The sequence below is a fragment of the Stenotrophomonas sp. GD03777 genome (assembly GCF_029842485.1).
Taxonomy (GTDB): Bacteria; Pseudomonadota; Gammaproteobacteria; order Xanthomonadales; family Xanthomonadaceae; genus Stenotrophomonas; species Stenotrophomonas sepilia.
Window position 1 is genome coordinate 56,780 of record NZ_JAOCGL010000004.1, and the last position, 25,953, is coordinate 82,732.

General features: G+C 67.3%; 27 protein-coding genes. 16 read left to right on the forward strand and 11 right to left on the reverse strand.

Going from position 1 to position 25,953, the window contains the following annotated elements; all coding sequences use genetic code 11:
- Positions 1 to 73 precede the first annotated feature (73 nt).
- The gene (locus tag N5E02_RS02175) at positions 74 to 976 is read left to right on the forward strand and encodes a LysR family transcriptional regulator (RefSeq protein WP_005416723.1); all 903 of its coding nucleotides are present in this window, start codon (positions 74 to 76) and stop codon (positions 974 to 976) included.
- A gap of 175 nt (positions 977 to 1,151) precedes the next feature.
- On the opposite strand, the gene N5E02_RS02180 is transcribed toward N5E02_RS02175, so the two are convergent.
- Entirely contained in the window at positions 1,152 to 1,625 is a 474-nt protein-coding gene (locus tag N5E02_RS02180; protein WP_164229112.1) for a MerC domain-containing protein, read from the reverse strand.
- 32 nt (positions 1,626 to 1,657) lie between these two features.
- On the opposite strand from N5E02_RS02180, the gene N5E02_RS02185 reads away from it, so the two are divergent.
- From N5E02_RS02185 to N5E02_RS02220, 8 genes are all read left to right on the forward strand, one after another.
- Positions 1,658 to 2,191: a DUF2796 domain-containing protein gene (locus tag N5E02_RS02185; protein WP_095377519.1), complete on the forward strand. Its 534-nt coding sequence runs from the start codon at positions 1,658 to 1,660 to the stop codon at positions 2,189 to 2,191.
- Positions 2,188 to 2,883: an ATP-binding cassette domain-containing protein gene (locus N5E02_RS02190; protein WP_065177707.1), complete on the forward strand. Its 696-nt coding sequence runs from the start codon at positions 2,188 to 2,190 to the stop codon at positions 2,881 to 2,883. The genes N5E02_RS02185 and N5E02_RS02190 overlap by 4 nt, the downstream gene beginning before the upstream one ends.
- A complete protein-coding gene (locus N5E02_RS02195) occupies positions 2,876 to 4,129 on the forward strand; it encodes an ABC transporter permease (protein ID WP_188238536.1) in 1,254 nt (417 codons plus the stop codon). The genes N5E02_RS02190 and N5E02_RS02195 overlap by 8 nt, the downstream gene beginning before the upstream one ends.
- 2 nt (positions 4,130 to 4,131) lie before the next feature.
- The gene (locus N5E02_RS02200; RefSeq protein ID WP_065177709.1) at positions 4,132 to 4,683 is read left to right on the forward strand and encodes a DUF3299 domain-containing protein; all 552 of its coding nucleotides are present in this window, start codon (positions 4,132 to 4,134) and stop codon (positions 4,681 to 4,683) included.
- Positions 4,673 to 5,293, forward strand: coding sequence for a DUF3299 domain-containing protein (locus tag N5E02_RS02205; RefSeq protein ID WP_065177710.1), 621 nt, complete (start codon positions 4,673 to 4,675; stop codon positions 5,291 to 5,293). The genes N5E02_RS02200 and N5E02_RS02205 overlap by 11 nt, the downstream gene beginning before the upstream one ends.
- Positions 5,293 to 6,036, forward strand: a complete 744-nt coding sequence (locus N5E02_RS02210) for a hypothetical protein (RefSeq protein ID WP_065186498.1) — start codon at positions 5,293 to 5,295, stop codon at positions 6,034 to 6,036. The genes N5E02_RS02205 and N5E02_RS02210 overlap by 1 nt, the downstream gene beginning before the upstream one ends.
- 150 nt (positions 6,037 to 6,186) lie before the next feature.
- Entirely contained in the window at positions 6,187 to 7,719 is a 1,533-nt protein-coding gene (locus N5E02_RS02215) for an MFS transporter (RefSeq protein ID WP_065186497.1), read from the forward strand.
- A 4-nt stretch (positions 7,720 to 7,723) separates the two neighbouring features.
- Positions 7,724 to 8,281, forward strand: a complete 558-nt coding sequence (locus N5E02_RS02220; protein WP_065177713.1) for a TetR/AcrR family transcriptional regulator — start codon at positions 7,724 to 7,726, stop codon at positions 8,279 to 8,281.
- Positions 8,282 to 8,532: 251 nt separating this feature from the next.
- On the opposite strand, the gene N5E02_RS02225 is transcribed toward N5E02_RS02220, so the two are convergent.
- On the reverse strand, positions 8,533 to 9,414 hold the full coding sequence (locus tag N5E02_RS02225) for an AraC family transcriptional regulator (protein ID WP_065186496.1): 882 nt from the start codon (positions 9,412 to 9,414) through the stop codon (positions 8,533 to 8,535).
- A gap of 106 nt (positions 9,415 to 9,520) precedes the next feature.
- Here N5E02_RS02225 and N5E02_RS02230 point away from each other — a divergent pair, with 106 nt between their 5' ends.
- Positions 9,521 to 10,057 (forward strand): peroxidase-related enzyme, encoded by a 537-nt coding sequence (locus N5E02_RS02230; RefSeq protein WP_065177715.1) that lies wholly within the window; start codon positions 9,521 to 9,523, stop codon positions 10,055 to 10,057.
- Positions 10,058 to 10,113: 56 nt separating this feature from the next.
- On the opposite strand, the gene N5E02_RS02235 is transcribed toward N5E02_RS02230, so the two are convergent.
- Both N5E02_RS02235 and fdhD read right to left on the reverse strand, forming a co-directional pair.
- Entirely contained in the window at positions 10,114 to 11,112 is a 999-nt protein-coding gene (locus tag N5E02_RS02235; RefSeq protein WP_164229117.1) for a TraB/GumN family protein, read from the reverse strand.
- A gap of 204 nt (positions 11,113 to 11,316) precedes the next feature.
- Positions 11,317 to 12,156 (reverse strand): formate dehydrogenase accessory sulfurtransferase FdhD, encoded by an 840-nt coding sequence (fdhD, locus tag N5E02_RS02240; RefSeq protein ID WP_188238537.1) that lies wholly within the window; start codon positions 12,154 to 12,156, stop codon positions 11,317 to 11,319.
- Positions 12,157 to 12,400: 244 nt separating this feature from the next.
- Here fdhD and N5E02_RS02245 point away from each other — a divergent pair, with 244 nt between their 5' ends.
- On the forward strand, positions 12,401 to 14,686 hold the full coding sequence (locus tag N5E02_RS02245) for an FdhF/YdeP family oxidoreductase (RefSeq protein ID WP_188238538.1): 2,286 nt from the start codon (positions 12,401 to 12,403) through the stop codon (positions 14,684 to 14,686).
- A 481-nt stretch (positions 14,687 to 15,167) separates the two neighbouring features.
- Positions 15,168 to 15,707: a DUF411 domain-containing protein gene (locus N5E02_RS02250; RefSeq protein ID WP_081275831.1), complete on the forward strand. Its 540-nt coding sequence runs from the start codon at positions 15,168 to 15,170 to the stop codon at positions 15,705 to 15,707.
- Positions 15,708 to 15,823: 116 nt separating this feature from the next.
- Here the strand turns inward: N5E02_RS02250 and blaL1 are convergent, their stop codons facing one another.
- Complete coding sequence (gene blaL1 / locus N5E02_RS02255; RefSeq protein ID WP_065186493.1) at positions 15,824 to 16,693, reverse strand: L1 family subclass B3 metallo-beta-lactamase; 870 nt, start codon at positions 16,691 to 16,693, stop codon at positions 15,824 to 15,826.
- A gap of 203 nt (positions 16,694 to 16,896) precedes the next feature.
- Here blaL1 and N5E02_RS02260 point away from each other — a divergent pair, with 203 nt between their 5' ends.
- The gene (locus tag N5E02_RS02260) at positions 16,897 to 17,163 is read left to right on the forward strand and encodes a hypothetical protein (RefSeq protein WP_005416705.1); all 267 of its coding nucleotides are present in this window, start codon (positions 16,897 to 16,899) and stop codon (positions 17,161 to 17,163) included.
- A gap of 9 nt (positions 17,164 to 17,172) precedes the next feature.
- Positions 17,173 to 18,351, forward strand: a complete 1,179-nt coding sequence (locus tag N5E02_RS02265; protein ID WP_188238539.1) for a low temperature requirement protein A — start codon at positions 17,173 to 17,175, stop codon at positions 18,349 to 18,351.
- Here the strand turns inward: N5E02_RS02265 and N5E02_RS02270 are convergent.
- Genes N5E02_RS02270 through N5E02_RS02280 form a run of 3 tightly spaced genes read right to left on the reverse strand, consistent with a single transcriptional unit; the run spans position 18,348 to position 22,495 of the window.
- Positions 18,348 to 19,781 (reverse strand): hypothetical protein, encoded by a 1,434-nt coding sequence (locus N5E02_RS02270; RefSeq protein ID WP_188238540.1) that lies wholly within the window; start codon positions 19,779 to 19,781, stop codon positions 18,348 to 18,350. The genes N5E02_RS02265 and N5E02_RS02270 overlap by 4 nt on opposite strands.
- A gap of 16 nt (positions 19,782 to 19,797) precedes the next feature.
- Positions 19,798 to 21,285 (reverse strand): DUF6384 family protein, encoded by a 1,488-nt coding sequence (locus N5E02_RS02275; protein ID WP_188238646.1) that lies wholly within the window; start codon positions 21,283 to 21,285, stop codon positions 19,798 to 19,800.
- Positions 21,286 to 21,298: 13 nt separating this feature from the next.
- The gene (locus tag N5E02_RS02280; protein ID WP_139727160.1) at positions 21,299 to 22,495 is read right to left on the reverse strand and encodes a cell surface protein; all 1,197 of its coding nucleotides are present in this window, start codon (positions 22,493 to 22,495) and stop codon (positions 21,299 to 21,301) included.
- Positions 22,496 to 22,798: 303 nt separating this feature from the next.
- Here N5E02_RS02280 and N5E02_RS02285 point away from each other — a divergent pair, with 303 nt between their 5' ends.
- Positions 22,799 to 23,233, forward strand: coding sequence for an EamA family transporter (locus tag N5E02_RS02285; RefSeq protein ID WP_279945787.1), 435 nt, complete (start codon positions 22,799 to 22,801; stop codon positions 23,231 to 23,233).
- 31 nt (positions 23,234 to 23,264) lie between these two features.
- On the forward strand, positions 23,265 to 23,657 hold the full coding sequence (locus N5E02_RS02290; RefSeq protein ID WP_065177726.1) for a DUF3224 domain-containing protein: 393 nt from the start codon (positions 23,265 to 23,267) through the stop codon (positions 23,655 to 23,657).
- Here N5E02_RS02290 and N5E02_RS02295 read toward each other — a convergent pair.
- Genes N5E02_RS02295 through N5E02_RS02305 form a run of 3 tightly spaced genes read right to left on the reverse strand, consistent with a single transcriptional unit; the run spans position 23,654 to position 25,855 of the window.
- Entirely contained in the window at positions 23,654 to 24,169 is a 516-nt protein-coding gene (locus N5E02_RS02295; protein WP_188238541.1) for a DUF1697 domain-containing protein, read from the reverse strand. The two genes, N5E02_RS02290 and N5E02_RS02295, sit on opposite strands and share 4 nt — an antisense overlap.
- Complete coding sequence (locus N5E02_RS02300; protein WP_065186490.1) at positions 24,166 to 24,807, reverse strand: response regulator transcription factor; 642 nt, start codon at positions 24,805 to 24,807, stop codon at positions 24,166 to 24,168. The genes N5E02_RS02295 and N5E02_RS02300 overlap by 4 nt, the downstream gene beginning before the upstream one ends.
- A complete protein-coding gene (locus N5E02_RS02305; protein ID WP_164092826.1) occupies positions 24,800 to 25,855 on the reverse strand; it encodes an ATP-binding protein in 1,056 nt (351 codons plus the stop codon). The genes N5E02_RS02300 and N5E02_RS02305 overlap by 8 nt, the downstream gene beginning before the upstream one ends.
- Positions 25,856 to 25,953: the final 98 nt, after the last annotated feature.

Here is a 25,953-nt window from a genome sequence, read left to right on the forward strand (position 1 = left end):
GGCGAAGTGTGGGCGCTTTACATTTGTTGATTAAGCCGTGTATATGGGAAATGCTTTTGCGGCGAGGTAAATAATGAAAACCACCCTGGATGAGCTGAAGGCCTTCGTGGCGGTGGTCGATGGTGGCTCCATCACGGCGGCGGCCGAGGCGCTGGAGCTGACGATCTCGGCCACCAGCCGCACCCTGGCGCGGCTGGAAGACAAGCTGCAGACCACCCTGCTGCGGCGGACCACGCGGCGGCTGGAACTGACCGAAGAGGGCGCGGCGTTCCTGGAGTACGCGCGCACGATCCTGGCCACGGTGGACGAGGCAGAGGAACAGATGGCGGCGCGGCGGCTGCAGCCGGTCGGGCGCCTGCGCGTGGACGCCGCCACGCCGTTCATGCTGCACGTGATCGTGCCGTTGCTGGAGGGCTTCCGTGATCGCTACCCGCAGGTGGAGCTGGAGTTGAATTCCAACGAGGGCATCACCGACCTGATCGAAAAGCGCACCGATGTGGCGTTCCGCATCGGCGTGCTGCGCGATTCCACCCTGCATGCGCGACCGATCGGTCACAGCCGCATCCGCGTGGTGGCCAGCCCCGAGTACCTGCGACGGCACGGCACGCCGACGCGCGTGGAGCAGTTGCGCGAGCACGACCTGCTGGGTTTTACCCAGCCCAGTTCGTTGAACGAATGGCCACTACACGATGCCGATGGCGGGCCTTTCGTGATCGAGCCGGCGATCGCTTCATCCAGCGGCGAGACGCTTCGGCAGATGGCGGTGGCCGGGCTGGGCATCGCCTGCCTGTCCGACTTCCTGACCCGCCAGGATCGGCGTGATGGCCGCCTGGTGCAGCTGTTGGCCAGGCAGACGCAGGAAGTGCGGCAGCCGATCAATGCGGTGTACTACCGCAACACCGCGCTGGCCGCCCGCATCACCTGTTTCGTCGACCACGTGACGCAGACGCTGGGGCAGCGTCCGTTTGACGAATAAGGAGGGGTAGAGCCGGCCGCTGGCCGGCTGCCGGGAGTGCATCAGTAGATCCACGCCATGCGTGGATGGTGTTTTCCGTCCGGCCAGCGGCCGGCGCTACCGTTGGCTGTGTTGCATGTTTCAGTAGATCCACGCCATGCGTGGATGGCGTGTTCCAACCGACCCGCAGCCGGTGTTAGCGGTTGTGCAGCGCCCGCCGATTGCCGATGTGTGCTGCCGCCAGCATCATGCCGCCGCACGCGGTGGTGACGCCATGCCAGAGCAGTGATTCCTTCAGCGGCAGGTACAGCGAGGCTGACAGTAGAAGGATCGCGCCGACGCACGCCAGCCGCAGGGGCCGCCCGCGCCCGTGCCGGTGCAGCCCGGCCGAGGTGCTCGCCAAGGCCAGCGACGAGGCCAGCAGCGCGAACAGCCATTCCCAGCGTGACATCGCGAGCAGCAACGTCATCGCGCCATGGCCGGGGTGCTGGAACGAACGCAGCGCCATCATCGCCGCCGGTACGAAGGCCAGCAGCAGGGGCAGGGCGATGCAGTGGGCGGCGCAGGCCAGGGACAGCCAGGCACCGGCAAGATCGAAGCGGGGGTGCCAGCGTGCCGAAGTTGGCGGCTGGGCCAGGGCCCTTGCGGGCGTCGTGGGCATGTGGTCCATAATGTTACATAGTAACAATTGGAGTGTCCCCCATGAAGCTTTCTGCTGCTCTTTTCCTGCTGCTGGCCGCCAGCGCCGCGCAGGCCCACGATATCCGCCAGCACGCACCGCACGTGCACGGCCAGGCCAGCGTCGATGTTGCGCTTGACCAGCAGACGCTGGAATTCGCCCTGCAGGCCCCCGGCATCGGCATCCTTGATTTCGAGCGGCCGCCGGCCAATGCGGCCGAGCAGTCCGCGCTGGCGCGTGCGACTGCGCTGCTGCAGGGCGGCAGCTGGGTCACCTTGCCTACCGCCGCGGGCTGCCGCCTTTCAGGCAACGATGCCAAGGCCGAGGGATTCGATGCGACGGCTGCCGCACCGCCATCAGGTCAGCATCGGCACGCGGGGTTCAGCGCAACGCTGCAGTACCACTGCGCCAAGCCTGCCGAGCTGCGGGCCATTGTCGTGCGCCTGCCCGCATTGTTCCCGGGCCTGCACGAAGTAATCGTCAACAGCGCCACCGCCCATGGCCAGAACCGCAGCGTGCTGACCCCGGACAACCTGCGCGTGGTGCTGGCTCCGTGAGCATGCGACCGGTGATCGCGCTGGATGGCGTGCAGTTCGGCTACGGCCGGCAGCTGGTGCTGGACGTGCCGCGGCTGTGGATCGAGCAGGGCAGCAGCGTGCTGCTGCGCGGGATCAGTGGCGGTGGCAAGAGCACGCTGCTGGGCCTGCTCGCGGGCGTGCTGCTGCCCTGCAAGGGCAGCATCGAGGTCGCCGGTCACGCGCTGCAGGCGATGCGTGGTGCCGCGCGGGACCGCTTCCGCGCCGACCACCTGGGTGTGATCTTCCAGCAGTTCAACCTGCTGCCGTTCCTCACCGTGCGCGACAACATCGCGCTGGGCCTGCGCTTCTCGCGCCTGCGCAGCGCACGCATCAGTGGCCCGTTGGATGCCGAGATCGCCCGCCTGCTGCAGGCCCTGCAGCTGGACCCGGCGCTGATGCAGCGGCGCGCAGGCACGCTCAGTGTCGGCCAGCAACAACGCGTGGCGGCAGCACGCGCCCTGATTGGTCGTCCGGCATTGCTGCTGGCCGATGAGCCCACCTCGGCGCTTGACCGCGACGCGGCAACCGCGTTCCTGAAGCTGATGTCCGCGCAGTGCCAGGCGGCCGGCACCACGGTGCTGGTGGTCAGCCATGACGACAGCCTGCAGCCCTTGTTCGACCGCACGATTTCACTGTCCGAGATCAACCAGGCAGGTGCCGGCCATGCTTGAGCTTGCCTGGGCCAGCCTGCGCAGCCGTGCGTTGAGTGTGGGACTGACCGTGCTGGTCATCACCCTCAGCGTGGTGTTGCTGTTGGGCGTCGAGCGTGTACGCACGCAGGCGCACGAGGGGTTCGCCAGCACCGTATCGGGCACCGACCTGATCGTCGGTGCGCGTTCGGGGCCGGTGAACCTGCTGCTGTACTCGGTGTTCCATATCGGCGACCCGACCAACAACGTGTCCTGGCAGTCGTATCAGGAGCTATCCTCGCTACCGCAGGTGAAGTGGGCGGTGCCGTTGTCGCTGGGCGATTCCTGGCGCGGCTACCGCGTGGTCGGTACCAGCGATGGCTATTTCGAGCATTACCGCTATGGCGCCGGGCATGCGCTTGCGTTCGCCAATGGACGGCCGTTCGATGACCTGTATGACGTGGTGATCGGTGCCGAGGTGGCGCAGGCACAGAAGGTCGTCCTCGGCGATGAGATCGTGCTGGCGCACGGTACCGGCGCGGTCACCCTGGTCACGCATGCCGACAAGCCGTTCCGTGTTGCCGGCATCCTGCAGCGCACCGGCACGCCGGTGGATTCGTCGCTGCTGGTCTCGCTGGCGGCCATCGAGGCGATCCACGTCGACTGGCGCTCGGGCGTGCGGCTGCGCAGCCAGAGCGTCAGCGCCGAGCGGGCGCGTCATCTGGATCTGATCCCGACCAGCATCACCGCCTTCATGCTCGGCCTGAACTCGCGCATTGCCACGTTTTCGGTGCAGCGCAGGATCAACGAGTATCCCGACGAGGCGATGCTGGCGATCCTGCCCGGCGTCACGCTGCAGCAGTTGTGGCAGTCGCTGGGCATGGCCGAACGGGCGCTGCAGCTGATCAGCGCGATGGTGGTGGCACTCGGCATGGTCTCGCTGGTGACGCTGCTGGTCTCGACCCTGCAGGAGCGGCGGCGCGAGATGGCGATCCTGCGTGCCACCGGAGCACGGCCGGGTTACATCGCTGCCCTGCTGGTGGTGGAGGCGGTGGCGACCAGCGCGGTGGCCTGCGCGCTGGCGCTGGTGCTTCTGGTTGCCGCCAGCATTGCCGGGCGCGGCTGGGCGCTGGCCAACTTTGGCCTGTCGATCACCCATGTCTGGCCGGACGGCCGCGAGCTGGCCTGGGTGGCAGGCGTGCTGGCGATCAGCGCTGTGGCCGGGCTGGTGCCGGCGTTGCTGGCCTACCGGCGCACGCTGGCCGATGGCCTGTCGCCGGGAGGCTGAGCATGCGCTGGATGCTGTCGCTGCCGATGGTGTTGGCCCTGGCCGCCTGCGAGCGGCCGGTGGATACCGGTGTGCAGGCCTTGCCACCCTCGCCGGTTGTCGACCGCGCTGACGCTGCGGATGCGGCAGAGCAGGAACTGGACTGGTTGCAGATGATGCCGAAGGACGAGCTGGCCGCGCTGGAGCGGGGCGAGGGCCCGGAGGTCGAGCACAACGGCAACCGGCGCATGCCGCAGTTCGGAACGTTCCGTACGGTGGATACGGTGCTGCAGCGACCGGTTCGCCTGCCGGGTTACGTGGTACCGCTGGCCAACGCGCAGGACGGGCGGCTGACTGAATTCCTGTTCGTGCCGTACTACGGCGCCTGCATCCACGTGCCACCCCCGCCGCCGAACCAGATCGTGCACGTGGTGCTGCCACGCCCGATCGACATGCCCGACATGTACTCGCCGTTCTTCCTGGCCGGCACACTGCGTGCCGAACGGTTGGATGACGATCTGGCCGGTTCGGCCTACACCATGCGTGATGCACAGCTGAGGCCCTATGAACCGTAGCCACCTGCTGCTCATGCTGGGATGCCTGTGGCTGGCGGGCTGTACGGCGCCGGGCAGCGACGCCGTGGTGGTCACGCCGCAGGACAGAGCGGCACCCTCGGCCACGGGCGAAGCCCCCATCGACCGTTGGGACGCGTTGCGGCCCGACGAAGTGACCTACCAGCGACCGCCCCCTCAGATCGGCCTGTCACGCAATGGGATGGAGGGCGTGGGTGGCCTGATCGACGACACCGGCTCGGGCACGCCGCCGGGGCAGGAGATCGACCATTCCAGCCCGGATCGCGCCAAGCAGTTCGGCTCTTCGCGGGTGGTCGATGCTGTCGATGGTCGCGCGGTGGATCTGGATGGCTACGTGGTGCCGCTCGGCACCAACGATGCAGGATTGGTGGATGAACTGCTGTTCGTGCCGTTCTACGGCGCGTGCATCCACGTGCCGCCGCCGCCACCGAACCAGATCATCCACGTGACCCTGGCCACGCCGATCGCGCTGGGCGATCTGTGGGATCCGTACCGGCTTGCCGGCCGCCTGCAGGTGAAGCGTTTCGACGCGGACATCGCCAGCGCGTCCTACGATGCCGCGGCGGCCACGCTGACGGCGATCCGCAACTGATGCGCAGGCGATGGATCATGGCTGCCGGGGTGCTGCTGGGCGCGGGGGTGCTGCTGTGGTGGCAGCGGCAGCGCGCACCCATCGCGCCGCCTGCGGTCGCGTTTCCGGCGCCGACGTCCAATGCCAGCCAGCGCATCGAACAGCGCCTGGGTGACGACCACGCATTCCGCAACGACGTGCTGTTCCTGCTCGCGGCAACATTGCGCGACCGCTGCCAGCCGGCGCAGGCGGGAGTGTTGGCGCGCATGGCCAATCGTGCATCGCTGCCTGTGCTGGCGGCAGTCAGCGCGGTGACCCAGCAGGATCCATCGCTGGACCGGCCGATCTACCAGTACATCCAGCATCGCGCCGACGCGACGCCGTGCGGGCAGACGCTGCAGATGCCGTTGGCCGGTGGACGCCGCATGGCCGTGGACATCGAACAGTACGCGCGCACGTTCCCGGACAGCTACTTCGACCCGCAACGCAGCAGCGAACCGCGGGATTTCGGCGGGCTGTCGTTGCAGCAGCGCGCCGGCAATGCCTGCAACAGCGTGGTGTACTCGGTGTTGCCTTTGGGCGGCACCGATTGGCGGTGCAGCAGCCTGCGCGCACAGGCCCGTGCGCGGGTGCGCGGGCTGTGCGAGGACGAACTGCGGCGCCAGCATGGCGGAACTAGCGGGGAACTGGACATGGCTGTGGGGAAGGGCATGCAGGCGGCGGTGGTATCGGCGGTTGCCGCGCTGCCGGAAGACTGTCGGTGATGATCCCTGACACCGGGCACGACCCGGCATGAGGGCACGACAACATGAACATTGCCCGGGCCCCAATCTGAATCGGCGGCGCTGTTTTCATAACTATACAGGACATCCTGTATAGTTATGGCCGTTTTCCGCTCCCCATCAGGTTTCCCCATGGCTTTGTCCCAGCCCCTGGCCGGTGCTCCGGCCCTGTCGCGTGCCCGTCGCTGGGCGCTGTTGTTTACCGTCGCCGCCGGCCTGCTGCTGGTCACGCTCGACAACTCCGTGCTCTACACCGCACTGCCTACGCTGACCGAGGAACTCTCGGCCAGTGCCGGCCAGGCGCTGTGGATCGTCAACGCCTATCCGCTGGTGATGGCCGGCCTGCTGCTGGGTGCGGGCACGCTGGGCGACCGCATCGGTCATCGCCGCATGTTCCTGATCGGCCTGGTGGTGTTCGGCGTCGCCTCGCTGGCCGCGGCGTTCGCCGACACCGCAGCTCAGCTGATTGCCGCACGAGCCCTCCTGGCAGTCGGTGCCGCAGCGATGATGCCAGCCACGTTGGCGCTGATCGGCCTGAGCTTCCACGAAGAGCGCGAACGCAACATCGCCATCGCCATTTGGGGTTCGGTGGCCATCGTCGGTGCGGCGCTCGGGCCGATCATCGGCGGCTGGCTGCTGCAGCACTTCTGGTGGGGCTCGGTGTTCCTGATCAACGTGCCGGTGGTGGTGGTCGCGTTCGTGGCCACGCTGCTGCTGGCGCCGGAAGGACAGCGTGACACCTCGCGGCCATGGGACCTTGTGTCCTCGGTGCTGGCATTGGCCGCACTGTCCGGCGTGGTGCTGGCGATCAAGTCGCTGATCGCTACGCCGCCGTCGTACGCGCTGGGCGCAGGCGCGCTGCTGTTGGCCGTCATCAGCGGTGCGGCGTTCGCGCGCCGCCAGCAACAGCTGCCGTACCCGCTGCTGGACTTTGCGATTTTCCGCAATCCTGCGTTCCTGGCCGGCACGCTGTCGGCAGTGTTCACCCTGTTCGCGATGGCCGGCCTGCAGCTGGTCACCACCCAGCGCTTCCAGCTGGTGGCAGGCTTCACGCCGCTGCAGGCGGGTCTGCTGGTCTCGGTGGCGGCAATGGGCAGCCTTCCGAGCGCGCTTCTGGGCGGCAGCATCCTGCACCGGGTGGGCCTGCGCCCGCTGATCTGTGGTGGCCTGGCCGCAGGTGCGCTGGGCGTCGGCATGGTGGCGTTCGGCTTCCCGCACGGCCTTGGCTGGGTGGTGGCTGGTATGGCCATCACCGGCTTCGGCATGGGCTCGGCCATCTCGGTGGCATCCACCGCCATCCTCAACAATGTGCCGGCACACCGCGCAGGCATGGCCTCGTCGGTCGAAGAGGTGTCCTACGAATTCGGTGGCCTGCTGGCGGTGGCGATGCTCGGCAGCTTGAGCGCGGCGATGTACAGCGCGTTCCTGCCGGTCTCGGCCGATATGCCGGTGCTTGCCCGCGAGGGTTTCACCCAGGCGCTGCATGTCGCGCGCGAGAGCGGGCAGGGTGAGTGGTTCGCACTGGCTGCGGCCGCGTATGACCGTGGCTACCAGATCGTGCTGCTGGTGATCACGACGGTATTGGCAGTGGGCGCGGCGATCATCGCGCGCCTGCTGCGCGGCCGCATCGGCGGCCGCGAGGGCGCGGCCGATCGCGTAAAATGAAACGATGAGAACCAGCAAACGCGACCGCATCCTCGACGCCGCCGTCAACGTGATCAATCGTGATGGCGTGCGAGCGGTGACCTTCGAGTCGGTGGCGGCCGAGGCCAAGCTGACCCGCGGCGGCCTGCTGTACCACTTCCCGTCGCGCGAGGCACTGCTGCGCGGCATCGACGAGCACCTGGTGCAGGCCTGGGAGTCGTCGATGGAAACGCTGCTGGGCAAGCGTGCGGACGAAGCCTCGGCGCTGGAGCGTTACCAGACCTTCGTGCGCGTCTCGGCGCAGAGCGCTACCCGTGCCGAGCTGATGTTCATGCTCGAATCGGCCGACCCGGACGCCGATGAGCGCCCGTGGGGCCCGGCGGTACGCCGCTGGGCGCCGTTGCCGCCGTCGGCCGGGCTGAATGACCCGGCCGCGCTCGACAATTTCGTAGCACGGCTGGCCGCCGACGGCCTGTGGATCTACGAGGCGATGTACGAAGGGCAGCTGGATGAAGGCGTGCGCGCCCAGGTGGCCGAGCGCATCGCCGGGCTGCTGGCGAAGTCTGACGGCACGTCCCGTTGAGCGGCCGGTCGGCGCGCAGACATCGCACGTGGTAGAGCCGACCGCTGGTCGGCTGCCCTTCGGTCAGGCCATGAAAATGCCGCTTCGATCGTCCGTGGTAGAGCCGACCGCTGGTCGGCTGCTCTTCGGTCAGATCACGAAAATGCCACATCGGTAGAGTCGATCGTTAGTCGACTGTCCTTCGGTCGGACAACGAACATCCCGCGCGTCGCGCGATAGTCGACCAGCGGCCGACTCTACCCCCTCACCCTTTACCCAGCCTGGGCGGCGCTCGCGGCCAACCAGGCCCTGGGCGACGCCCCCAACCGCTTGCGGAACGCCTTCGACAACGACGCGGTATCGGCAAACCCCACCTCGACCGCCACCTGCTTGACTGCCACGCCGGCCCGCAGCTGCGCGCAGGCCAGGCTCAGCCGCCAGTCCAGCAGATAGGCGGCCGGCGTCGCCTGCATCACCTCCTTGAACACTGCCGCGAATGCGCTGCGCGACATGCCGGCGATCGCGGCCATACGGGGCAGCGTCCATTCGTCCTGCGGTGCCTGGTGCATCGCCACCAGCGTGCGTGCCAGCCTCGCGTCGGACAGCCCGCGCATCAGTCCATGACTGACACCCGCTGCATCCGGGTGGTCGACCACCCAGCGCAGGATCTGGATCAGCGCCACCTCGAACAGGCGATTGGTCAGCAGCCGTGAACCACAGCGCTGGCGATCGGCCTCGGCAAACAGCAGCTGCAGGGTGTCATCCAGTTCGCCGATCGCGGCCAGTGGCACCACCATCACCGGCGGCAGCGACTGCACGATCGGATTACGCGCGCCGCCATCGAAATCCAGCGTGGCGCAGGTGAAATCCGGGCCTTCCAGCGGTGCATTGAAGAACACATGGTGCAGCGGTTGCGGATACAGCAGCAGGCTGGGTGTGTCGATCTTCAACCGGGGCAGCGCGATATCGCCGTCGGGATGACGGACCTCCATTTCACCCTGGCGCAGGATGTGCAGGAAGGCACGACCGGGCTGCGGCTCGAAGACATGGCGCCCGCACAGCGGACCGCTGTGGAACAGCGCGGCCTGCACCCGGAAGCGCTCCAGCAGGGAGGAGAGACGGTCGGGTGGGGAGGTGTCGGTGGGCGTGCTCATGGATGAATGGACAACATGTGTGGCTGATTGCGCCTGAAGCGTCCAGCGAGTCTACCTAGGATGAGCGGGTCGTCCAATCCCGGGCGCTTTCCCAAGGAGATCCACCATGTCCCGTGTCCCCCTGATCGATGCCGCCAACACCACCGCCGACCGCCAGGCCCTGCTGGGTCAGGTCCACGCCGCTTTCGGCGCCACCCCGGCCATGTTCCGCGCCGTGGCCAACTCGCCAGCCGCCCTGCAGAGCATGTGGGGTTCGTTCGGCGCGCTGGGCGGCGGTCGCCTGTCGCCGCTGCTGGGCGAGCAGATCGCCGTGGCCATCGCCAACCGCAACGCCTGCGAGTACTGCCTGGCCGCGCACACGGCATTGGGCCGCAAGGCCGGCGCCAGCAGCGAGCAGATGACCGCCGCGCAGATCGGCCAGTCCAGCGACCCGGCCACTGCGGCGGCGCTCGACTTCGCGTTGAAGGTGGTCGAGCAGCGTGCGCAGATCGCCGACGGCGACGTGCAGGCGCTGCGCGCGGCTGGCTTCGATGATGAGCAGATCGTGGAGATCCTCGCGCATGTGGCGCTCAACCTGTTCACCAACTACGTCAACGTGGCGTTCGACGTGCCGGTGGACTTCCCGAAGGTCGCGCTGCGCTGAGTGCAATTGCTCCGGGCAGCAGAGTGCTGCCCGGACTCAGGCCCGCAGCTCAGTGGCTACGCCGGCTGGAAGCTGAAACCGCGTTCGCGCAGCGCTCTGATGTAGCCGTTCCCGTCGAACGCATCTGCAATATCGAGCATCGCAAGCGTGGTTGATCTTCCCGCAGTTACGGCTTCCACTGCGCTGAGCCAGGCCTCGCGTCGAAGCGTGTCCAGCTCGTTGCTGCCAGTCGCTGTCACGTGCATATCCATAGGCACGTCATGCCCACCCATGCCAAGGGCATCGCCATGCGCCCAGGCCTTGGACTGAACACGGGCGGTATCGTGAAGGCGACGGAGTCGTTCGACCTGCACCGCAAACCGTGTCGTGTCATCCAGTGCAGGATGCGGTTTACCGCAGTCGTCAGCTGCCGCGATGTCGATAGCCAGTTCAGTGCGCGGCACGAAGTAGCGGGCTCCACCCGCGCGTCCTATCCTGCGCAGCTCCTTGCAGAATGCCTTCGGCGACTCCAGCTGATGCCTGGCCATGACGGCCTTGCGCAGCGCTCTGGCCGCGAAGTGGGGACGCAGGCGTTCCAGCTCGATTGGATCGATTCCGCACTCATTCAATGCCGCTTGCCATTCTGCATGGACGTCCGCCGGCAGAACATCCTTCAGGGTCAGGTTGTCGGGATTGTGGTGGATGGTTTCGGCTTCAGACACCGCACGGGCCAGTGTAAACAACGCGCTCAGTCCCGAGCCCTCCCATCTGCCGGTGATGTCCACCTTCGGCCGGCCCAGAATGGTGTGCGCAACCGCGGCAATGCGTCCTGCTTCGCCCGTCACGCATCGCATCGATCCGGGTAGCGCGGTGGGGACGGGCAGGATCCACAGGTGGGCCTCTTCACGCCTTGCCTGCCAGAGCGCCGGACCTTCTGCACGGATCGTGGGGGGAGGCAGGGCATCCGTTACCTTGGTTCCGCGGCTTCCGGAAGCCGGCGCACCTGCCAACGTACGGTGCACGGAAACATCAAGGGAAACCGACAGCAGTGAACGTGGTTGCCGGGCAGCCGACATGGGAACTCCAGAAAGGACCATGATGAGTGTCCTCGATGGTGCGTGGCGCGCCGATTGCTGGCTATCGAACTACGACGATTTCGCCTTGGCTGGGCGAGGGGCCCGGAAGCCGTTGCGGTAGAGTCGACAGTTAATCGACTGCTCGTCCTTCAGGTGCCCGGAAACCTCGCGCCACGAGTGATAGTCGACCCTACGCAGCGGAGATTACCGGTCGTCCGCCTGCAACCGGTCCGGATGGGTATACACATTGAACCCGCTCTCCCGCGCGAACCCGACCAGGCACAGGCCGGCACTGCGGGCCAGGTCGATCGCCAGCGCGGTCGGTGCCGAGACTGCAGCCAGTACGCTGGCACCGGCGCGCACCGCCTTGTTGACCATTTCGTAGCTGGCCCGGCTGGAAATCACCAGCAGGCCGCCTTCGATGGCGTGTTCGTTGTGGTGCAGCGCACCGATCAGCTTGTCCAGTGCATTGTGGCGTCCGACATCCTCCCGCACCCAGCCGATGCGTCCACTGGCATCGGCCCAGGCCGCGGCGTGGGTGGAGCCGCTTGCCGCATTCATCGGCTGGTGCTGCGTCAGCGTGGCCAGCGCGCGCTGCAGAGCGGCGGGCGAGTAGCTGCGTCGCTCGCGGATCTGCGGCAGTGGGCGCAGCACTTCTTCCAGCTGGCGCGTGCCGCACAGGCCACAGCCACCACGACCGGGCAGCAGGCGTCCATTGGACGGGTCCAGGTCGGCACCGGGTGCCTCCTCAGCCACGGTCATCTGTAACTCGATGCCTTCCAGCTGCGGGCGGATCTCGATCGACAGCAGCTGCGAGGGGGTGTCGATCAGGCCTTCGCTGAGCGAGAAGCCGAGCGCGAAGTCTTCCAGGTCGCACGGTGTGGCCATCATCACCGCAAAGGCGGCGCCGTTGTAGCGCAGCGCCACCGGCACTTCTTCGGCCACCACATCGACCTGCTGCTGTTGCCCCTCGTTGCGCCAGCGCTGCAGCGGGCGTTGGGCGGTGCCGGCAGGTGGGGTGTGCGGCGGGATCGAATCAGGCATGCAGCGCGTCCGGACAAGGGAGAAACGCGGGCGGGCCACCGCCTGCGGTTTCGAGGATAGCGCAGTGGTCGCGCGCAGACGCGGCTGTAACCGTTGCCATGGCAGGTTGTGCTGAAAACCGCCTGTACCCTCTGGCGAAGCCGCGCAGGCCGTGCTTGACTGTGCGGCTGGTCGTGCCATTGACTGCGCCGCCGGACCGCGTTGTGCCGATTGTTGCTGCGTTCCTTCCGTAAGGTTCCCGAACATGTCCGAGCAGAAACCGCCGCGTTACAAGCCCTACAACCAGCCTGCCGGCGGCTGGGGTGCCGCCGGTGCCACCGCCAAGGTGCTGCTGCAGCAGAGTGTGATCGGCAAGGGGTCGAAGGCGCTGCTGGCGATGAACCAGCCCGGTGGCTTCAAGTGCCCCAGCTGCGCGTTCCCCGATGCCGACGAACGCAGGAAGCTGGAGTTCTGCGAGAACGGCGCGAAGGCACTGGCCTGGGAGGCTACGGAGTTCCGGGCCGGCCGCGAGTTGTTCGCCCGCCACACCGTCACGGAGCTGATGGCGCAGACCGACTACTGGTTGGAGATGCAGGGCCGGCTGACCGAGCCGATGCGCTACGACGCAGCCACCGACCACTACGTGCCGTGTAGCTGGGACGATGCCTTTGCACTGATCGGTCGCCACCTGCAGGCGCTGGACAGCCCACACCAGGCCGAGTTCTACACCTCCGGGCGCACGCCCAACGAAGCGGCGTTCCTGTATTCGATCTTCGTGCGCGAGTTTGGTACCAACAACTTCCCGGACTGCTCGAACATGTGCCACGAGCCGACCAGCCGCGGGCTGCCGCCGGCCATCGGGGTGGGCAAGGGCACCATCGTGCTGCAGGATTTCGAGCACGCCGAGGCGATCTTCGTGATCGGCCAGAACACCGGCACCAATTCACCGCGGATGATGAGCAACCTGGTCGATGCGCGCAAACGCGGCATCCCGATTGTGGCGGTCAATCCGATGCCCGAGCGCGCGCTGATCCGCTTTGCCGAGCCGCAGGACGTGGTGCAGATGGCCACGTTCGGTTCGACCGAGATCACCAGCGAGTTCGTGCACATCCGCATCGGCGGCGACCTGGCCCTGATCAAGGGCATGATGAAGGTGATGTTCGAGCGCGAGGCGCAGGGCGAGCGCGTGCTCGACCATGATTTCCTGTCAGAACACACAGTGGGCCTGGAGGCGCTGCGCGAGGATGTGTTGGCGCAGGACTGGGACCAGATCGTGCAGGTATCCGGCATCTCGCAGGCGCAGATACACCGCTGTGCGCAGATCTACATCCGCTCCAAGGCCACCGTGATCTGCTACGGCATGGGCCTGACCCAGCATCAGTACGGCTCGCGCCTGCTGCAGCAGGTCGCCAACCTGCTGATGCTGCGTGGCAACTTCGGCAAGCCCGGTGCTGGCATAGGGCCGATCCGTGGTCATTCCAATGTGCAGGGCGACCGCACCGTCGGCATCGACGAGAAGCCCAAGCCGGCCTACCTGGACCGCGTGCAGCAGGTGTTCGGCTTCGATCCGCCGCGTGAGCATGGCCACCATGTGGTCGAGTCCATCGAGGCGATGCTGGACGGCAGCGCCAAGGTGTTCATCGGCCTGGGGGGCAACTTCATCCATGCGGTGCCCGATACGCCTCGCGCGTATGAAGCGATGCGTGGGCTGGACCTGACCGTGGGCATCGCCACCAAGCTCAATCGAGGTCATCTGGTTCATGGCCGCGATGCGCTGATCCTGCCGGTAGTGGCGCGCTCGGAGCGCATCGTCACGCCGGCCGGCGAGCAGTTCGTCACCATCGAAGACGCGATGTCGAACGTGACCGCCTCGCGCGGCGTGCTCGAACCGGTCAGCACGGAGGTGCTGCCCGAGGTCGAGATCGTCTGCCGCATGGCGATGGCTGCGCTGCCGCACAGCAAGGTCGACTGGGCCCGCTGCATGCACGACTATGCACCTATTCGCGAACTGATCGCTGCCGTGTACCCGGAGATCTACACCGGCTTCAACGCGCGCATCCAGCAGCCGCACGGTTTCCATCTGGACATTCCGCCGCGCCGCCGCGTGTGGCCCACGCCCAATGGCAAGGCCAACATCCTGGTGATGCCCGGCCTGGACGTGGACGATCCGGTGCACGATCCGGACATGTTGCGGTTGGCCACCGTGCGCTCGCATGATCAGTACAACACCACCATCTACAGCTACAACGATCGCTATCGCGGCGTGTACAACGATCGCATGGTGCTGTTCATGAACATCGAGGACCGGCTGGCGCGCGGTCTGGAGAAGGAGGCGCTGGTCAGCCTGGAGACGATCAGCCGCGATGGCGTGCAGCGGCGCATCGAGGGCCTGACCGTACTGGACTACCCGATGCCGCGCGGCGCGCTGGCCGGTTACTACCCGGAACTGAACCCGTTGTTGCCACTGGACTACTACGACCGCATCAGCGGCACGCCCGCTGCCAAGTCGATTCCGGTGCGGATGAGTGCAATGGCGGCGGCGACTGCGTGACACGCGCATCGGCTATCATCGGCAGGTGAACCTGCCTGGCCTGCTGCTGCGATGGATGCTGCTTGTCGCCCTGGTGCTGAATGCACCGGCGCTCGCGCTTGCCTCATCTTCGTACAGCGGGTCGGCCAACCAGGATCACTGCGCTGCACCGCACTCGGCCGCGATGGCGGCAGCCGGCTGCTGCGATGATGCGGCCCCGGCGGCCTGCCAGAGTGGTGAGTGTGAATGCCCGCCGGCCTGCCTTGGCATGCTGGCCATGTCGAGCGGTATGCCCGCCTCGCCGTGGCGCGAGGCGCCGGTAGCCGCCAGTACCCGGCAACGCGCACCGCCGCCGATGCCGGACCCGTTGCGGCCCCCTATCGCGTGATTCCCTGCAGGCCTCAAGCGCCTGCCGTAGTTGCTCGACTTTTCTCGACTCTGCCTGTGCCTTCGATGCGCGGGCGACGGGCCGCGTTGCCCGCCTCTGCAAAGGAATCACGCAATGAACCGTACTCTCTCCCTCGGCCTGCTGCTGGGTACCGTGTTGGCCACGACCGCCTGTGCACGTGCCGCCGAAGAATCCGCCGCCGCACCGATCGCCAGCGCAGCACCGGTGGCACCGATCCAGGCCAGCCCGGCCAAGGTCGATCCGGCCTTGCCGGTGGCCATCGTGCACAAGACCGCCAGCTGCGGCTGCTGTGGCATCTGGGTCGACCACCTGAAGGCCGCCGGCTTCCAGGTGGAGGTGCATGACACCGACGACATGAACCCGATCAAGGTTCGCCTGGGCGTGCCGGTCGGCAAGGCGTCCTGCCATACCGCCGAGATCGGCGGGTATGTGGTCGAGGGCCACGTTCCGGCCGAGGACATCAAGCGCCTGCTGGCCGAACGCCCGGCCGCGCGCGGGCTGGTGCTGCCCGGCATGCCGGCCGGTTCGCCGGGCATGGAAATGCCGGATGGCTACGTGCAGCCGTACACCGTCGAGCTGGTGCGCACCGACGGCAGCACCGAGCCGTTCGCCCAGCACGGACAGGGTGGCTGATGGACGGCGGGTGCCGGTCGTTCTGACCGGCACTCTTCGACGCATCCTGTGTAGAGCCGAGCCCACGCTCGGCTGTGTTTGGCCGGCAAGCCGAGCATGGGCTCGGCTCTACGGGATCAGCGTGCTGCGGCCGTTTCCTTGGCCAACTGCGCGTCGAACTTCTTCTCGGCCGCATCCGCGTAGGCCTTGCAGTTCAGTGCCTTGTCGCTGGCCTTGCTGCCAGCGGCATAGTTCCAGTTGCTGGCGCCCGGATGCGGGGTCAGCAACAGGTCGCAGGGCAGGCCGCGCACCGTAGCGAAGCTGCGCCGGTAGTCCTCGACCAGGTGGGGATAGCGGGCGTTGCCCTGCAGCTGGTAGCCCGGCGCACTCAGGCTGTCGGCGTAGGCGATGCGCACCGGCTTGCCATCGCGGGTATCGGTCCAGGTCCAGGCGGTGCTGCCCGGGGTGTGCCCCGGCATGAAGTGTGCGGTGAACGCGATGCCACCCACCGTGACCACTTCGCCATCCATGATGATGCGGTCGGTGCTGGCCGGCGGAAAGGTGATGCTGTCGCCAAAGTGCAGGTCGTTGCTGCCGCCGCGCGCCAGCAGCACCGCTGATTCGGCGTTGGCTACCACCATCGCACCGGTACGGCGCTTCAGTTCTGCCACCGGGCCCGCATGGTCGGCATGCGCATGGCTGAGCAGGATCAAGCGCAGGTCCTGCGGCGCCACGTCGCGCACCTTCATGTTGCTGATGAGGTGGCTGGCCATCTGCGGCATGCCGCCGTCGAGCAGCACCGCGCCGTCGGCGGTCTGCACCAGTAGCGCGGTCAGGTCCTCAGTGCCGATCTGCCAGGTATGGTCGGCGATCTGCAGCGGCGCCATCGGCTGCAGCCAGGATGGGTCTACGGTGTAGGCCTGCAGCTGTGGCAGCGGTGTGTCGGCGGCAGTGACATCAAAGGCAAGTGTGGCAGTCAGGGCAAGGGTCGTCAGGCAACGGCGCATGGCGGAGAGGGGTCTGGATAGGGTCGGATGAAGCTAGCATGTACCCTGGACGGCCCGTTTCGCGAATAACTCATGGCTGCCATAAGGTTCGCCGCAGCCGATGCCGGGATTGTTCGCTTGCTCTGGACTGTGAATCCATCTCCACGGGCTGTTGCGCACAATCGGCCGGGGCTAGCCTGTTCCCAGGCTCAAGGAGGTGGACCATGCATGTGCTCATGGTGATGCTCGGCGGCGTGCTCCTGCTGGGCGTGTTCCTGCTGTTTGGCCGTCTCTGGAGCGTGGGCACCTCGCAGCTGCCCACGGCACTGATCGCCTTCATCGCTACCTGGCTGCTGGTGGCCGTGGCCAACATGTGGGTGGGGGTCAGCAAGGCCGGTTACGCGGTACGCGAGGAGTTGCCGATCCTGTTGCTGGTGTTTGCCGCGCCGGCGTTGCTGGCCGGTTTCCTGTACTGGCGCCTGGCGCGCTGAAGGAGTTCCATGCGTACCCGACTGCGCTTGCCCGCGCTGCGCCACCGCGACGGCCACCATGCCCGCGTGACCTACGAAGAACTGTTCTTCGATCTGGTCTACGTATTCGCGGTCACCCAGCTCAGCCACCATCTGCTGCACCACCTGGACCTGGCCGGTGTACTGCAGACGCTGGTGCTGTGGTTCGCGGTCTGGCTCGGCTGGCAGTACGCGTGCTGGGTCAGCAACTGGTTCGACCCGGAGGTGCCGCGCATCCGCGGCCTGCTGTTCGCCACCATGCTGCTGGCGTTGTTGATGTCCTCGTCCATTCCCGAGGCGTTTGCCGATCGTGCGTGGATCTTCGCCGGGGCGTACGCCACGATGCAGGTCGGACGCACCGCGTTCGTGCTGCTGGAGGTCGGCCGGAGCCATCCGTTGGCACCGAACTTCCGCCGCATGCTGGCCTGGGTCAGCGTGTCGGCCTGCTTCTGGCTGGCCGGCGCGGCGGCCGAGGGCAACCTCCGCCTGGCATTGTGGGCGGTGGCGGTGGCCTGCGAATACATCTCGCCGATGTTCGGCTTCGCGTTCCCGGGCATGGGCCGTTCGCACACCCGCGACTGGACCATCGAGGGCGGACACCTGGCCGAACGCTGCCAGCTGTTCGTCATCGTCGCACTGGGCGAGACGTTGCTGGCAACCGGGGGCGTGCTCAGCGACGTCGAGCATTGGAGCCTGGAAGTGGTTTCAGCGGTGTTGGCCACCTTCGCCGGCACGATTGCCATGTGGTGGCTGTACTTCGGCATCTCCAGCCGCGATGCCACAGAGGCCATCACCCACGCCGAAGACCCCGGGCGGATGGGCGCCAACTTCCACTACGTGCATGCATTGCTGATCGCCGGCATCATCGCCACGGCGGTGGGCAATGATCTGGTCATGGACCATCCGGGGGTGGCCGTCACCCCGGTTTACGTGACCGTGATGGTGGCAGGCCCGCTGATCTGTCTGCTGGGCAGTGCCCTGTACAAGCGCGTGGTCTATGGGCACGCGCCGCGCTCGCATCTGCTGGGCGCTGCCGCGCTGCTGGTGCTGTGCCTGGTGTTGCCATGGACGCACCTGCTGGCCGCCGGATGGTTGACCAGCCTGGTGCTGCTGGGCGTGGGCGTGCTGGATGCGCGGCTGAAGCGGCGCACCCGGTCGTTGCCGGGCTAGAACCCGCCGCCGGTCTTGAAGCCACCGCCGCCGCTGATACCGCCGCCGCTTTGGAAGCTGCTGCCGCTGGAACTGGAACCGGAACTGGAGCTTGAGCTGGAACTCGAACGCGAGCTTGACCTCGAGCTGGAACTGCTGGAACCGCCCGAAAGCAGGTCGAACAGGCTGCCAGAGGAGCGGGTGGTGCTTTGGCCGCGGGTGGTGCTGAAGAAGGATGCGGCGACGGTGGCCGGCGCGGCGGACCGGTAGCTCGGCGCCTCGTAGGCCTGGCGTTCGATGTCTGCTGCTGCCTGGTAGCTCCTGCGCGCAGCCTGCAGGCTGTCCAGGCGCTTCTTCAGCACGGCCATTTCACGGGTGTGCTCAGCCACCATGCCGTCGATCTCGCCCAGGCGCAGGCGACTGCCATGGATGCGTTCGAGCACGGCATCGTCCTCGCCGGAGGCGGTGGCGGCGACGCGGCGGTACAGGTCGTCCATGCTCTTGGCAGACAGCGTGCGCGCCAGCGCGGTGAGCAGGGCGCCGCCTTCGGCATCGGTCCAGCTGCGGAAGCCATCGATCTGTGCCTGCTTGGCATCCACGGTCTGCCGATGCAGCTGCTCGGCCAACAGTGCCTGCGCCACTGCGCTCTGTGCCGCCTGCAGTTGCTGGCGCAGCGGGTCGCCACCGGCATGGGCGAGAGCGGCGTCGCGGGCCTGCTGTACCGGCTGGCGGGCCGCCTCGATGTCGGCACGGGCCTGTCCGGCATGTTCCTGCAGATAGGGCGGAAGCTCCACCAGCGTGGCGTACTCGCGGCGGGCACGGTCGAAGCCGCACAGCTCGGCCAACCAGCCATCGACGGTGCGCACCAGCGGCCAACCGCGATAGGCCGTGCTGCCGAAGCCGCGTCGATGCAGGTACATGAAGATCGGGTCGGCCTGGTAGGCGCCGGCCTTGGCGTCACGCTCCGACTGCGCGGAGGCGGCCATCCGCTCCACCGTGTCAGCGCGCGCCACGGCCAGCTGCAGATCGTCCTGCAGGGCCCTGTAGGTGGGTTCCGCTTGCAGCGCGGTGTCCACCTGATCCTGCAGGGCCTGCCAGCGTCCACCGGCGGCGTCGCGCGCGGTAACGGCCTCCTGCGACCGCTGCTGCAGCGACTGCTCGATGTCCAGCAGCGCCTGCAGTTCGTCGGCCAGCACCGCCGCTTTGCGGTCACGGCGCTGCAGATCGGCGCTGGACTGCTGCAGCAGGTCCCGGGCCAGCATCGGCGGCGCATCGGTAGCGGCCTCGGCCTGCAGGCGGGCCAAGGTGTTGAAGTCGTCGCGGACCCCGCCGTGCAGCGCTTCCTGTTCCTTGATCAGTTCCCGGCACTGGTCGCCACGCGCGGCCAGTTGTGCCTGCACCTGGCCGATATCGGCTTCGACATCAGCAATGGCCTCGTTCAGATCTCTCATGTCAGTTCCTTACCCATCACCATTCGGTGATGTAGCCGCCGGTGGTGGGCATGCGGAACCGCGGCGACAGGCTGCCGCGCGGCTTGCTGCCGATCTGGTCGTCTTCGATGATGCCGTTGTCCTGCTTGTCGGCGGCAACGCGGTTGTAGGTGGCCTCGGGCACGCGCACGGCGAACAGCGAGGTCCATTCGTCCTTGCCGGTTTCCTCGTTGCGGATCAGCAGTTCGGTGGCCTTGCCGGCCTCGTCCAGTGCTTCGGTCACCAGGTAGTAATTGCGGCCACCGTTGGCCTTTTCGTTGTAGCGCCAGACGCCGGTGCGTTCATCGTCGCGGTTGACGATGCGGTAGACCAGGGTCTGCGACAGCAGCGCCACCAGCTGGCTGGCCTCGTCCAGGGCCGGCCCGGCTTCGGCCAGCGTCTCGACCCGGATCAGGCGGGCGGCCTGCTCCAGCGCACGCTCGAAGCGCTTGCGGTCTTCGCCGGTGACGCCGGTGGCGAGGCCATCGGCCTTGAGCTGGGCCAGGCGCTCGCTGAGCGCGGCCAGTTTGTCGGCGCTGCCGATCAGGTCCTTCAGGGTCGCTACCGCCTGCCCGGCTGCGGCGATGTCGCCCGCGCGCAGTGCCACGTCGCCGCCGGTGTAGGCGCGTGCGCGCACCTGCTCGGCATCCGGCGCGAGGCGTGCTGCCTTTGCAGCGGCGTTGGTGGTATCCAGCAGCTCGCTGGCCTCGATCGCCTGGCCGAGGGTGTTCACCCGCTCGGTCAGCGGAGGCAGGGTGTCCTTGGCCTGCGCCAGCAGTTGCGCCGCTGCCAGTCGGTGCTGTTCCACCTGCGCGGCCGCCTGCTCGCCGGTGGCGCTGCCACCGCTGCTGAGCCGGGTGAGCTTGTCTTTGCGCACAAGGGTCGGCAGCGTTGCCATCGCGGCGGGAACGTCGGCAAAGCGCCGCTGTGCTTCGGCCAGCGCGGTCTGTGCACCTTCGGTCAGCGGCTGCAGGCGCTCGCCGCTGGCGGTGGCACGTGGCAGCAGTCCCTGCAGGGCCTGTTCCTGTGAGGCCAGCAGGGCGCGCGCTGCGGCAGCCTCCTGTTGCTGCGCGGCCACCTTGTCGTTCAGCAGCTGCACGTTCTTCTGCACGTTGCTCTCGTGCACGAACGCGCCGAAGCTGCGCGCCATCACCAGCAGGACACCGAGCATCAGCAGCACCAGGGCTACCATCAGCGCCCATTTCAGCAGCCGGCTGCGGTCGATCCAGCGCCGCGCCAGCCAGGCCTTCCAGCCTCGCGGCGCGGTGTAGAGGTAGCGCTGCTCACGCTGGGCCTGGATGCCGGCCTCGAGGATCTCGTCGGAGACCTCGATGCCCTGCGAGCGGTACAACTCAAGCAGGCGCTGCTTCAGCGTCGCCTTGTCATGGCCGCTGTCGGCCAGCGCCTTCATTTCGGCATTGCGGTAACGCAGCTGGTCGACCACATCCATGGTCAGCAGCGCATCCTGCAGCTCGGCAGGGGCCATCGTCGCACTCACCTCAGCGCGACTCCGGGCTCGGCGGTGCCTGCAGCAGGGCAGCGAAACGCTGCTTGCCCTGTTCGACATACTCGGCGATCTCCGCCGAATCGCGCGTGGCCTGTCCACGCAGCTGCTCGATCTCCTGCAGCGAGGTCTCCTGGAAGCGCACCACCGCATCGACCAGCTTGCGCACCGAATCGACGCCGATGGTGGCGCCGTAGCCGGCCTTCAGGCCCTCGTGCAGCACGTCGTCGCCAATGTTGGCCACCGCTTCCAGGCCCTTTGAGGTGCCCTCGGTCATCGCATTGAGCGCCTGCGTGGACTCATGCAGGCCCATCTGCGTGGTGAATGCCAGGTTCAAGGCGGTGAAGCTGGTCTCATTGGTGGAGAAGAACACCACCGAGCGCTCGTTGACGCGGCGCTTGACCTCATGCGACTGGTGCACGCGCAGCATGATCGCCTCGGAGGTGGCGTAGTTCACCTGCAGGTTCTCGGCCAGGTCCTTGGCCAGCTGGTAGCGCGACTCCTCGGCCTGGTTGTTGCGCAGGGCCTCGTCGCGGGCCATGACCAGGCGGCCGGTGTCGGCGGCATCGGCGGACGGGTCGGCCGATTCCACGCGCTGCTGCGCCTGCTTCAGCGCCTCGCGCGCATCGGCCAGCGCCTGCTCCTGCAGCTTCAACAGCTCATGGGCCTGGATCTCGGCATCCTTGATCGACAGGCGGAAGTCGCCGTACATCTCCAGCACTCGCGACTCACGCTGCAGCTGCTCGGCCGAATCGCGGCTGACGTCCAGGAACGTACGGCGGATCTTCTCGAACCGACTCGGAATGTCGCCGCGGGTGACCTTCATCCACAGGTTCTGCAGGCGCTCGCCCATGTCGATCTTGCCGTCACGCACCTGCTCGACCATGGTGCTGGCGTCATCACGGATGCTGTCGAAGGCGCGGATGATCTCGGTATAGCGGTCGGACACCTTGGCCGAGCTGATTTCATCACGCATCACGGCATTGAAATGGCCGGACTGCTGCAGCACGCGGGCAATGGCCACCACGCGGCCCTGGTCGAGGGTGGACAGCTGCGAGACCAGCGCGATGGCCGGTGCGTTGTTGTCCTGGGGGGCGGCCAGGCCCAGGCTGCGCAGCGTGGCCATGGCGCGGTCGAGGTACTTGATCGGCGCGGTGGCGGCCGGCGTGGCAAGGAGGGTGTTCTCGGGCATTTCGACGGCTCCGGTCAGGGCAAGCGATGAGGAACCTGCCATGCGGAACGGGCAGGTTGCTGCGAAACGAAGGGGAGGGGAAGCAGCAGCCGTGCGGTGCACGGCAGGCGGGCCCGGTCAAGGGACGACGGCCCGGCAAGGGCGAGGGTGGTGTCCTGTTCACGCATGGCGCATTCCCTGCAGATCGCCCCCCTGGCGATTCCTCACCCATTGTAGCGGTGGTGATGGGCAGGTGAAGCCCCACCGATGGCAGGGTGGAGTAGCGTTGGCGCACGCTCATCCGTTCCGGCAAGCGAGGGCTTCGTGCAGAACGTACCGCAGTGGTTGATATGGGCTGGACTGTCTGCCGCCTTCGCGGCGATGACCGCGCTGTTCGCCAAAGTCGGCGTCAAGGGCGTCGACTCGGACCTGGCCATGGCCATCCGCACCCTGGTGGTGGCAGCGGTAGTCCTGCCGCTGGTGGTGGTCACCGGCAAATGGTCCAACCCGTTGCTGCTGCCGGGGCGCACCCGGCTGTTCCTGGTGCTGTCGGCGCTGGCCACCGGAGCGTCGTGGCTGTTCTACTTCCGCGCATTGCAGAGCGGTGAGCTGGCCAAGGTGGCGGTGGTGGACAAGTTCAGCGTGGTACTGGTGATCGTGCTGGCCTATCTTCTGCTGGGCGAGCGGCCCCGCCTGCGGGAGTGGAGCGGCATTGGCCTGGTGCTGACCAGGGTGATCGTGCTGGCCACGAAGAAGTAGCAGCGTTCAAGCGACCAGAGGGGAGAGCAGGATGCAGGGTGAAGCACACGGTACGTTTGAAGTGGATCTGCGAGCGATCGGTGGCAATGACGGCCCGATCGCGGTGATGTCGATCAACAAGACCTTTGCCGGCGACCTGCACGGCAGCAGCGTCGGCCAGATGCTGGCCTTCCGCACACCGGTGCAGGGCTCGGCCGGCTACGTGGCGATGGAGCGGGTGACGGCCACGCTGGCCGGGCGCCACGGCGCGTTCACCCTGCAGCACAATGGGTTGATGACCCGTGGCACGCCACAGCTGAGCGTGGTGGTGGTGCCTGATTCCGGCAGTGACGGCTTGCTGGGCCTGGTCGGCACGCTGGAGATCACCATCAGCGAGGGTCGCCATGACTACCGGCTCCTGTACAGCCTGCCGGAAGAGCGCTAGCGCAGTTCCGCTGCCATCGCCGCGAGCCGGGCGACGGTGTTGAGATTGCGTGCCGTGCCCTGTGCCGAACCGGGAATACGCAAGCGCGAGTCGGCCATGCCGGCACCGTAGTGGATGAAGATCTCGCGCGTGCCGAGTGCGAGCTGTTCATCGCGCCGGCCGGTCACGCCGTCCAGCGGATCGGCAGGCAGGCTGCCGTCGAGGAACAGCGCGACCACACCGTTGCCGGCGGCCTGCGCAAACGGGTTGCGTGCCACCACGCCTACGATCTCGTTGGCCGAGCGCACCAGCACGCCCACCGGCTTGCCGGCGTACGCCTGCAGCCGTTGGGCGAGGGCCTCCCGTACGGTGGATTCATCAAGCCCGCTGCGGAACACCACATTGCCGCTGGCGATGTAGGTGCGGACATCGGCGAAGCCTGCGTCCTCGCACATCGCCACCAGTTCGCGCATCGGCAGCTTGCCGGTGCCGCCGACGTTGACCGCGCGCAGCAGCGCGACGTGGACGTTCATGGCGTACCCGCCTGCAGGCGGTCGTACATGCGCACCAGGTCAACCAGGGTGCGTGCGCCCATCTTGCGCATCACCTGCGCACGGCGCACCTTCACCGTGATCTCGCTGACGCCCAGGTCGCCGGCGATCTGCTTGTTGAGGCGGCCGCGCACCACGCCATCGACCACCTCGCGCTCGCCGGCATTGAGGGTGTCCCAGCGCAGCTGCAGCGCGCCGAGTGCCTCGCCCTCGCGGCGGCGCTGGCGGTCGATCTCGATGCCCTTGTGGATGGCATCGAGCAGTTCCTGATCACGGAAGGGCTTGGTGAGGAATTCGATGGCGCCGTCCTTGATCGCGTTGACGCCCATCGCGATGTCGCCGTGGCCGGTGATGAACACCACCGGCAGCTGCAGGCCGTGGCTGCCCATCGTGCGATGGAATTCAAGACCGCTCTGGCCGGGCATGCGCACGTCCAGCACGAGACATGCCGGTGCGTCTTCCAGCGCGTGTTCGAGGAAGGCCTGGGTGGAGGCGAAGGCCCGCACCTGCAGGCCCATCGAGGCCAGCAGGTCTTCCAGTGCCGCGCGCACCGACGGATCGTCGTCGACCACATAGACGATGGGTGCCGGATCGGGGTTGGCGGCAGTGGGCTTACGCATGGTGGGCGTCCGTGGCAATGGGCAGGTCGAACACAAAGCAGGCACCGCCGCCTGCCGGTCGTTCGGCACGGATCTGGCCGTCGTTGGCTTCGATCATCGAGCGGCTCAGGCTGAGACCCAGCCCCAGACCGTGCGACTTGGTGGTCCAGAAGGCATCGAAGACGCGTTCGGGATGGTCGGCGGGCAGGCCGACACCGCGATCACGGACGCTGAGGCTGACCCGCTGGCCGTCGCGCCGGGTCAGCAGGGACAAGCGCCGGTCGGCGGTGGGCACGGTCTCCATCGCGTCCACCGCATTGAGGATCAGGTTGCCGATCACCTGCTGCACCTGCACGCGGTCGGCCTGCACCGGTGGCAGTTCGGCGTCCAGCAGCAGCGCCACGGCCACGCCATGCCGGTCCAGCTCGCTGCGCGACAGCGCCAGCATTTCCTCCACCGCCTGGTTCAGATCGAAGGCGCGTCGCTGCGGTGCCGCGCCCTGGGTCAGGCCGCGGATGCGGGCGATCACGTCGCCGGCGCGATGCGCATCGGCCAGGATGCGGGCCACGGTCTGCCGTGCCTTGTCCACGTTCGGTGGGTCCTGCGCGAGCCAGCGCTGGCAGGCTTCGGCGCTGCTGGCGATGGCCGCCAGCGGCTGGTTCACTTCATGCGCGATGGAGGTGGTGAGCTCGCCCACGGTGGAGGCGCGCGCTACCCGCAGCAGGCGGCCCTGTGCTTCCTGCACGGCGGCCTTGGCCGCTTCCATATTCAGCGCGAGGTAGGTGGTGATGCCGATCACCAGCATGCCGATGACCGAATTGACCAGGCCGATGCGGTAGGTGCCGAAGCGGGTCAGGAAGAAGCTCAGCCCGGTCAGCGCGATGCAGGCCAGGGCAAGCGTGATCAACCCGCGTGCGCCCAGCACGCGCGATGCGGCCAGGATGACCGCCGCGTAGAAGCAGGCGGCGGCAACCGCGTAATCGGTGACGGTGTCGATCAGGAAGATCGCCGCCATCACAACGATCAGGACCAGCAGCACCAGTGGGCGGCGGGGCGACAGCGATGGCATCGGGACGGCTCCCTGGCGTGGGGTGAAAGGATAGCAAAGCCGCCATCGGTGGATGCCGGCCTTGGTCGGCACCGGTCAAAGCGATGCCTGGTAGTGCC

Excerpts from the sequence above, each read along its gene's own strand:
- N5E02_RS02175 (WP_005416723.1), top strand. The coding sequence starts at position 74 with ATGAAAACCACCCTGGATGAGCTGAAGGCCTTCGTGGCGGTGGTCGAT.
- N5E02_RS02180 (WP_164229112.1), bottom strand. The coding sequence starts at position 1,625 with ATGGACCACATGCCCACGACGCCCGCAAGGGCCCTGGCCCAGCCGCCA.
- N5E02_RS02185 (WP_095377519.1), top strand. The coding sequence starts at position 1,658 with ATGAAGCTTTCTGCTGCTCTTTTCCTGCTGCTGGCCGCCAGCGCCGCG.
- N5E02_RS02195 (WP_188238536.1), top strand. The coding sequence starts at position 2,876 with ATGCTTGAGCTTGCCTGGGCCAGCCTGCGCAGCCGTGCGTTGAGTGTG.
- N5E02_RS02200 (WP_065177709.1), top strand. The coding sequence starts at position 4,132 with ATGCGCTGGATGCTGTCGCTGCCGATGGTGTTGGCCCTGGCCGCCTGC.
- N5E02_RS02205 (WP_065177710.1), top strand. The coding sequence starts at position 4,673 with ATGAACCGTAGCCACCTGCTGCTCATGCTGGGATGCCTGTGGCTGGCG.
- N5E02_RS02210 (WP_065186498.1), top strand. The coding sequence starts at position 5,293 with ATGCGCAGGCGATGGATCATGGCTGCCGGGGTGCTGCTGGGCGCGGGG.
- N5E02_RS02215 (WP_065186497.1), top strand. The coding sequence starts at position 6,187 with ATGGCTTTGTCCCAGCCCCTGGCCGGTGCTCCGGCCCTGTCGCGTGCC.
- N5E02_RS02220 (WP_065177713.1), top strand. The coding sequence starts at position 7,724 with ATGAGAACCAGCAAACGCGACCGCATCCTCGACGCCGCCGTCAACGTG.
- N5E02_RS02225 (WP_065186496.1), bottom strand. The coding sequence starts at position 9,414 with ATGAGCACGCCCACCGACACCTCCCCACCCGACCGTCTCTCCTCCCTG.
- N5E02_RS02230 (WP_065177715.1), top strand. The coding sequence starts at position 9,521 with ATGTCCCGTGTCCCCCTGATCGATGCCGCCAACACCACCGCCGACCGC.
- N5E02_RS02235 (WP_164229117.1), bottom strand. The coding sequence starts at position 11,112 with ATGTCGGCTGCCCGGCAACCACGTTCACTGCTGTCGGTTTCCCTTGAT.
- fdhD (WP_188238537.1), bottom strand. The coding sequence starts at position 12,156 with ATGCCTGATTCGATCCCGCCGCACACCCCACCTGCCGGCACCGCCCAA.
- N5E02_RS02245 (WP_188238538.1), top strand. The coding sequence starts at position 12,401 with ATGTCCGAGCAGAAACCGCCGCGTTACAAGCCCTACAACCAGCCTGCC.
- N5E02_RS02250 (WP_081275831.1), top strand. The coding sequence starts at position 15,168 with ATGAACCGTACTCTCTCCCTCGGCCTGCTGCTGGGTACCGTGTTGGCC.
- blaL1 (WP_065186493.1), bottom strand. The coding sequence starts at position 16,693 with ATGCGCCGTTGCCTGACGACCCTTGCCCTGACTGCCACACTTGCCTTT.
- N5E02_RS02260 (WP_005416705.1), top strand. The coding sequence starts at position 16,897 with ATGCATGTGCTCATGGTGATGCTCGGCGGCGTGCTCCTGCTGGGCGTG.
- N5E02_RS02265 (WP_188238539.1), top strand. The coding sequence starts at position 17,173 with ATGCGTACCCGACTGCGCTTGCCCGCGCTGCGCCACCGCGACGGCCAC.
- N5E02_RS02270 (WP_188238540.1), bottom strand. The coding sequence starts at position 19,781 with ATGAGAGATCTGAACGAGGCCATTGCTGATGTCGAAGCCGATATCGGC.
- N5E02_RS02275 (WP_188238646.1), bottom strand. The coding sequence starts at position 21,285 with ATGGCCCCTGCCGAGCTGCAGGATGCGCTGCTGACCATGGATGTGGTC.
- N5E02_RS02280 (WP_139727160.1), bottom strand. The coding sequence starts at position 22,495 with ATGCCCGAGAACACCCTCCTTGCCACGCCGGCCGCCACCGCGCCGATC.
- N5E02_RS02290 (WP_065177726.1), top strand. The coding sequence starts at position 23,265 with ATGCAGGGTGAAGCACACGGTACGTTTGAAGTGGATCTGCGAGCGATC.
- N5E02_RS02295 (WP_188238541.1), bottom strand. The coding sequence starts at position 24,169 with ATGAACGTCCACGTCGCGCTGCTGCGCGCGGTCAACGTCGGCGGCACC.
- N5E02_RS02300 (WP_065186490.1), bottom strand. The coding sequence starts at position 24,807 with ATGCGTAAGCCCACTGCCGCCAACCCCGATCCGGCACCCATCGTCTAT.
- N5E02_RS02305 (WP_164092826.1), bottom strand. The coding sequence starts at position 25,855 with ATGCCATCGCTGTCGCCCCGCCGCCCACTGGTGCTGCTGGTCCTGATC.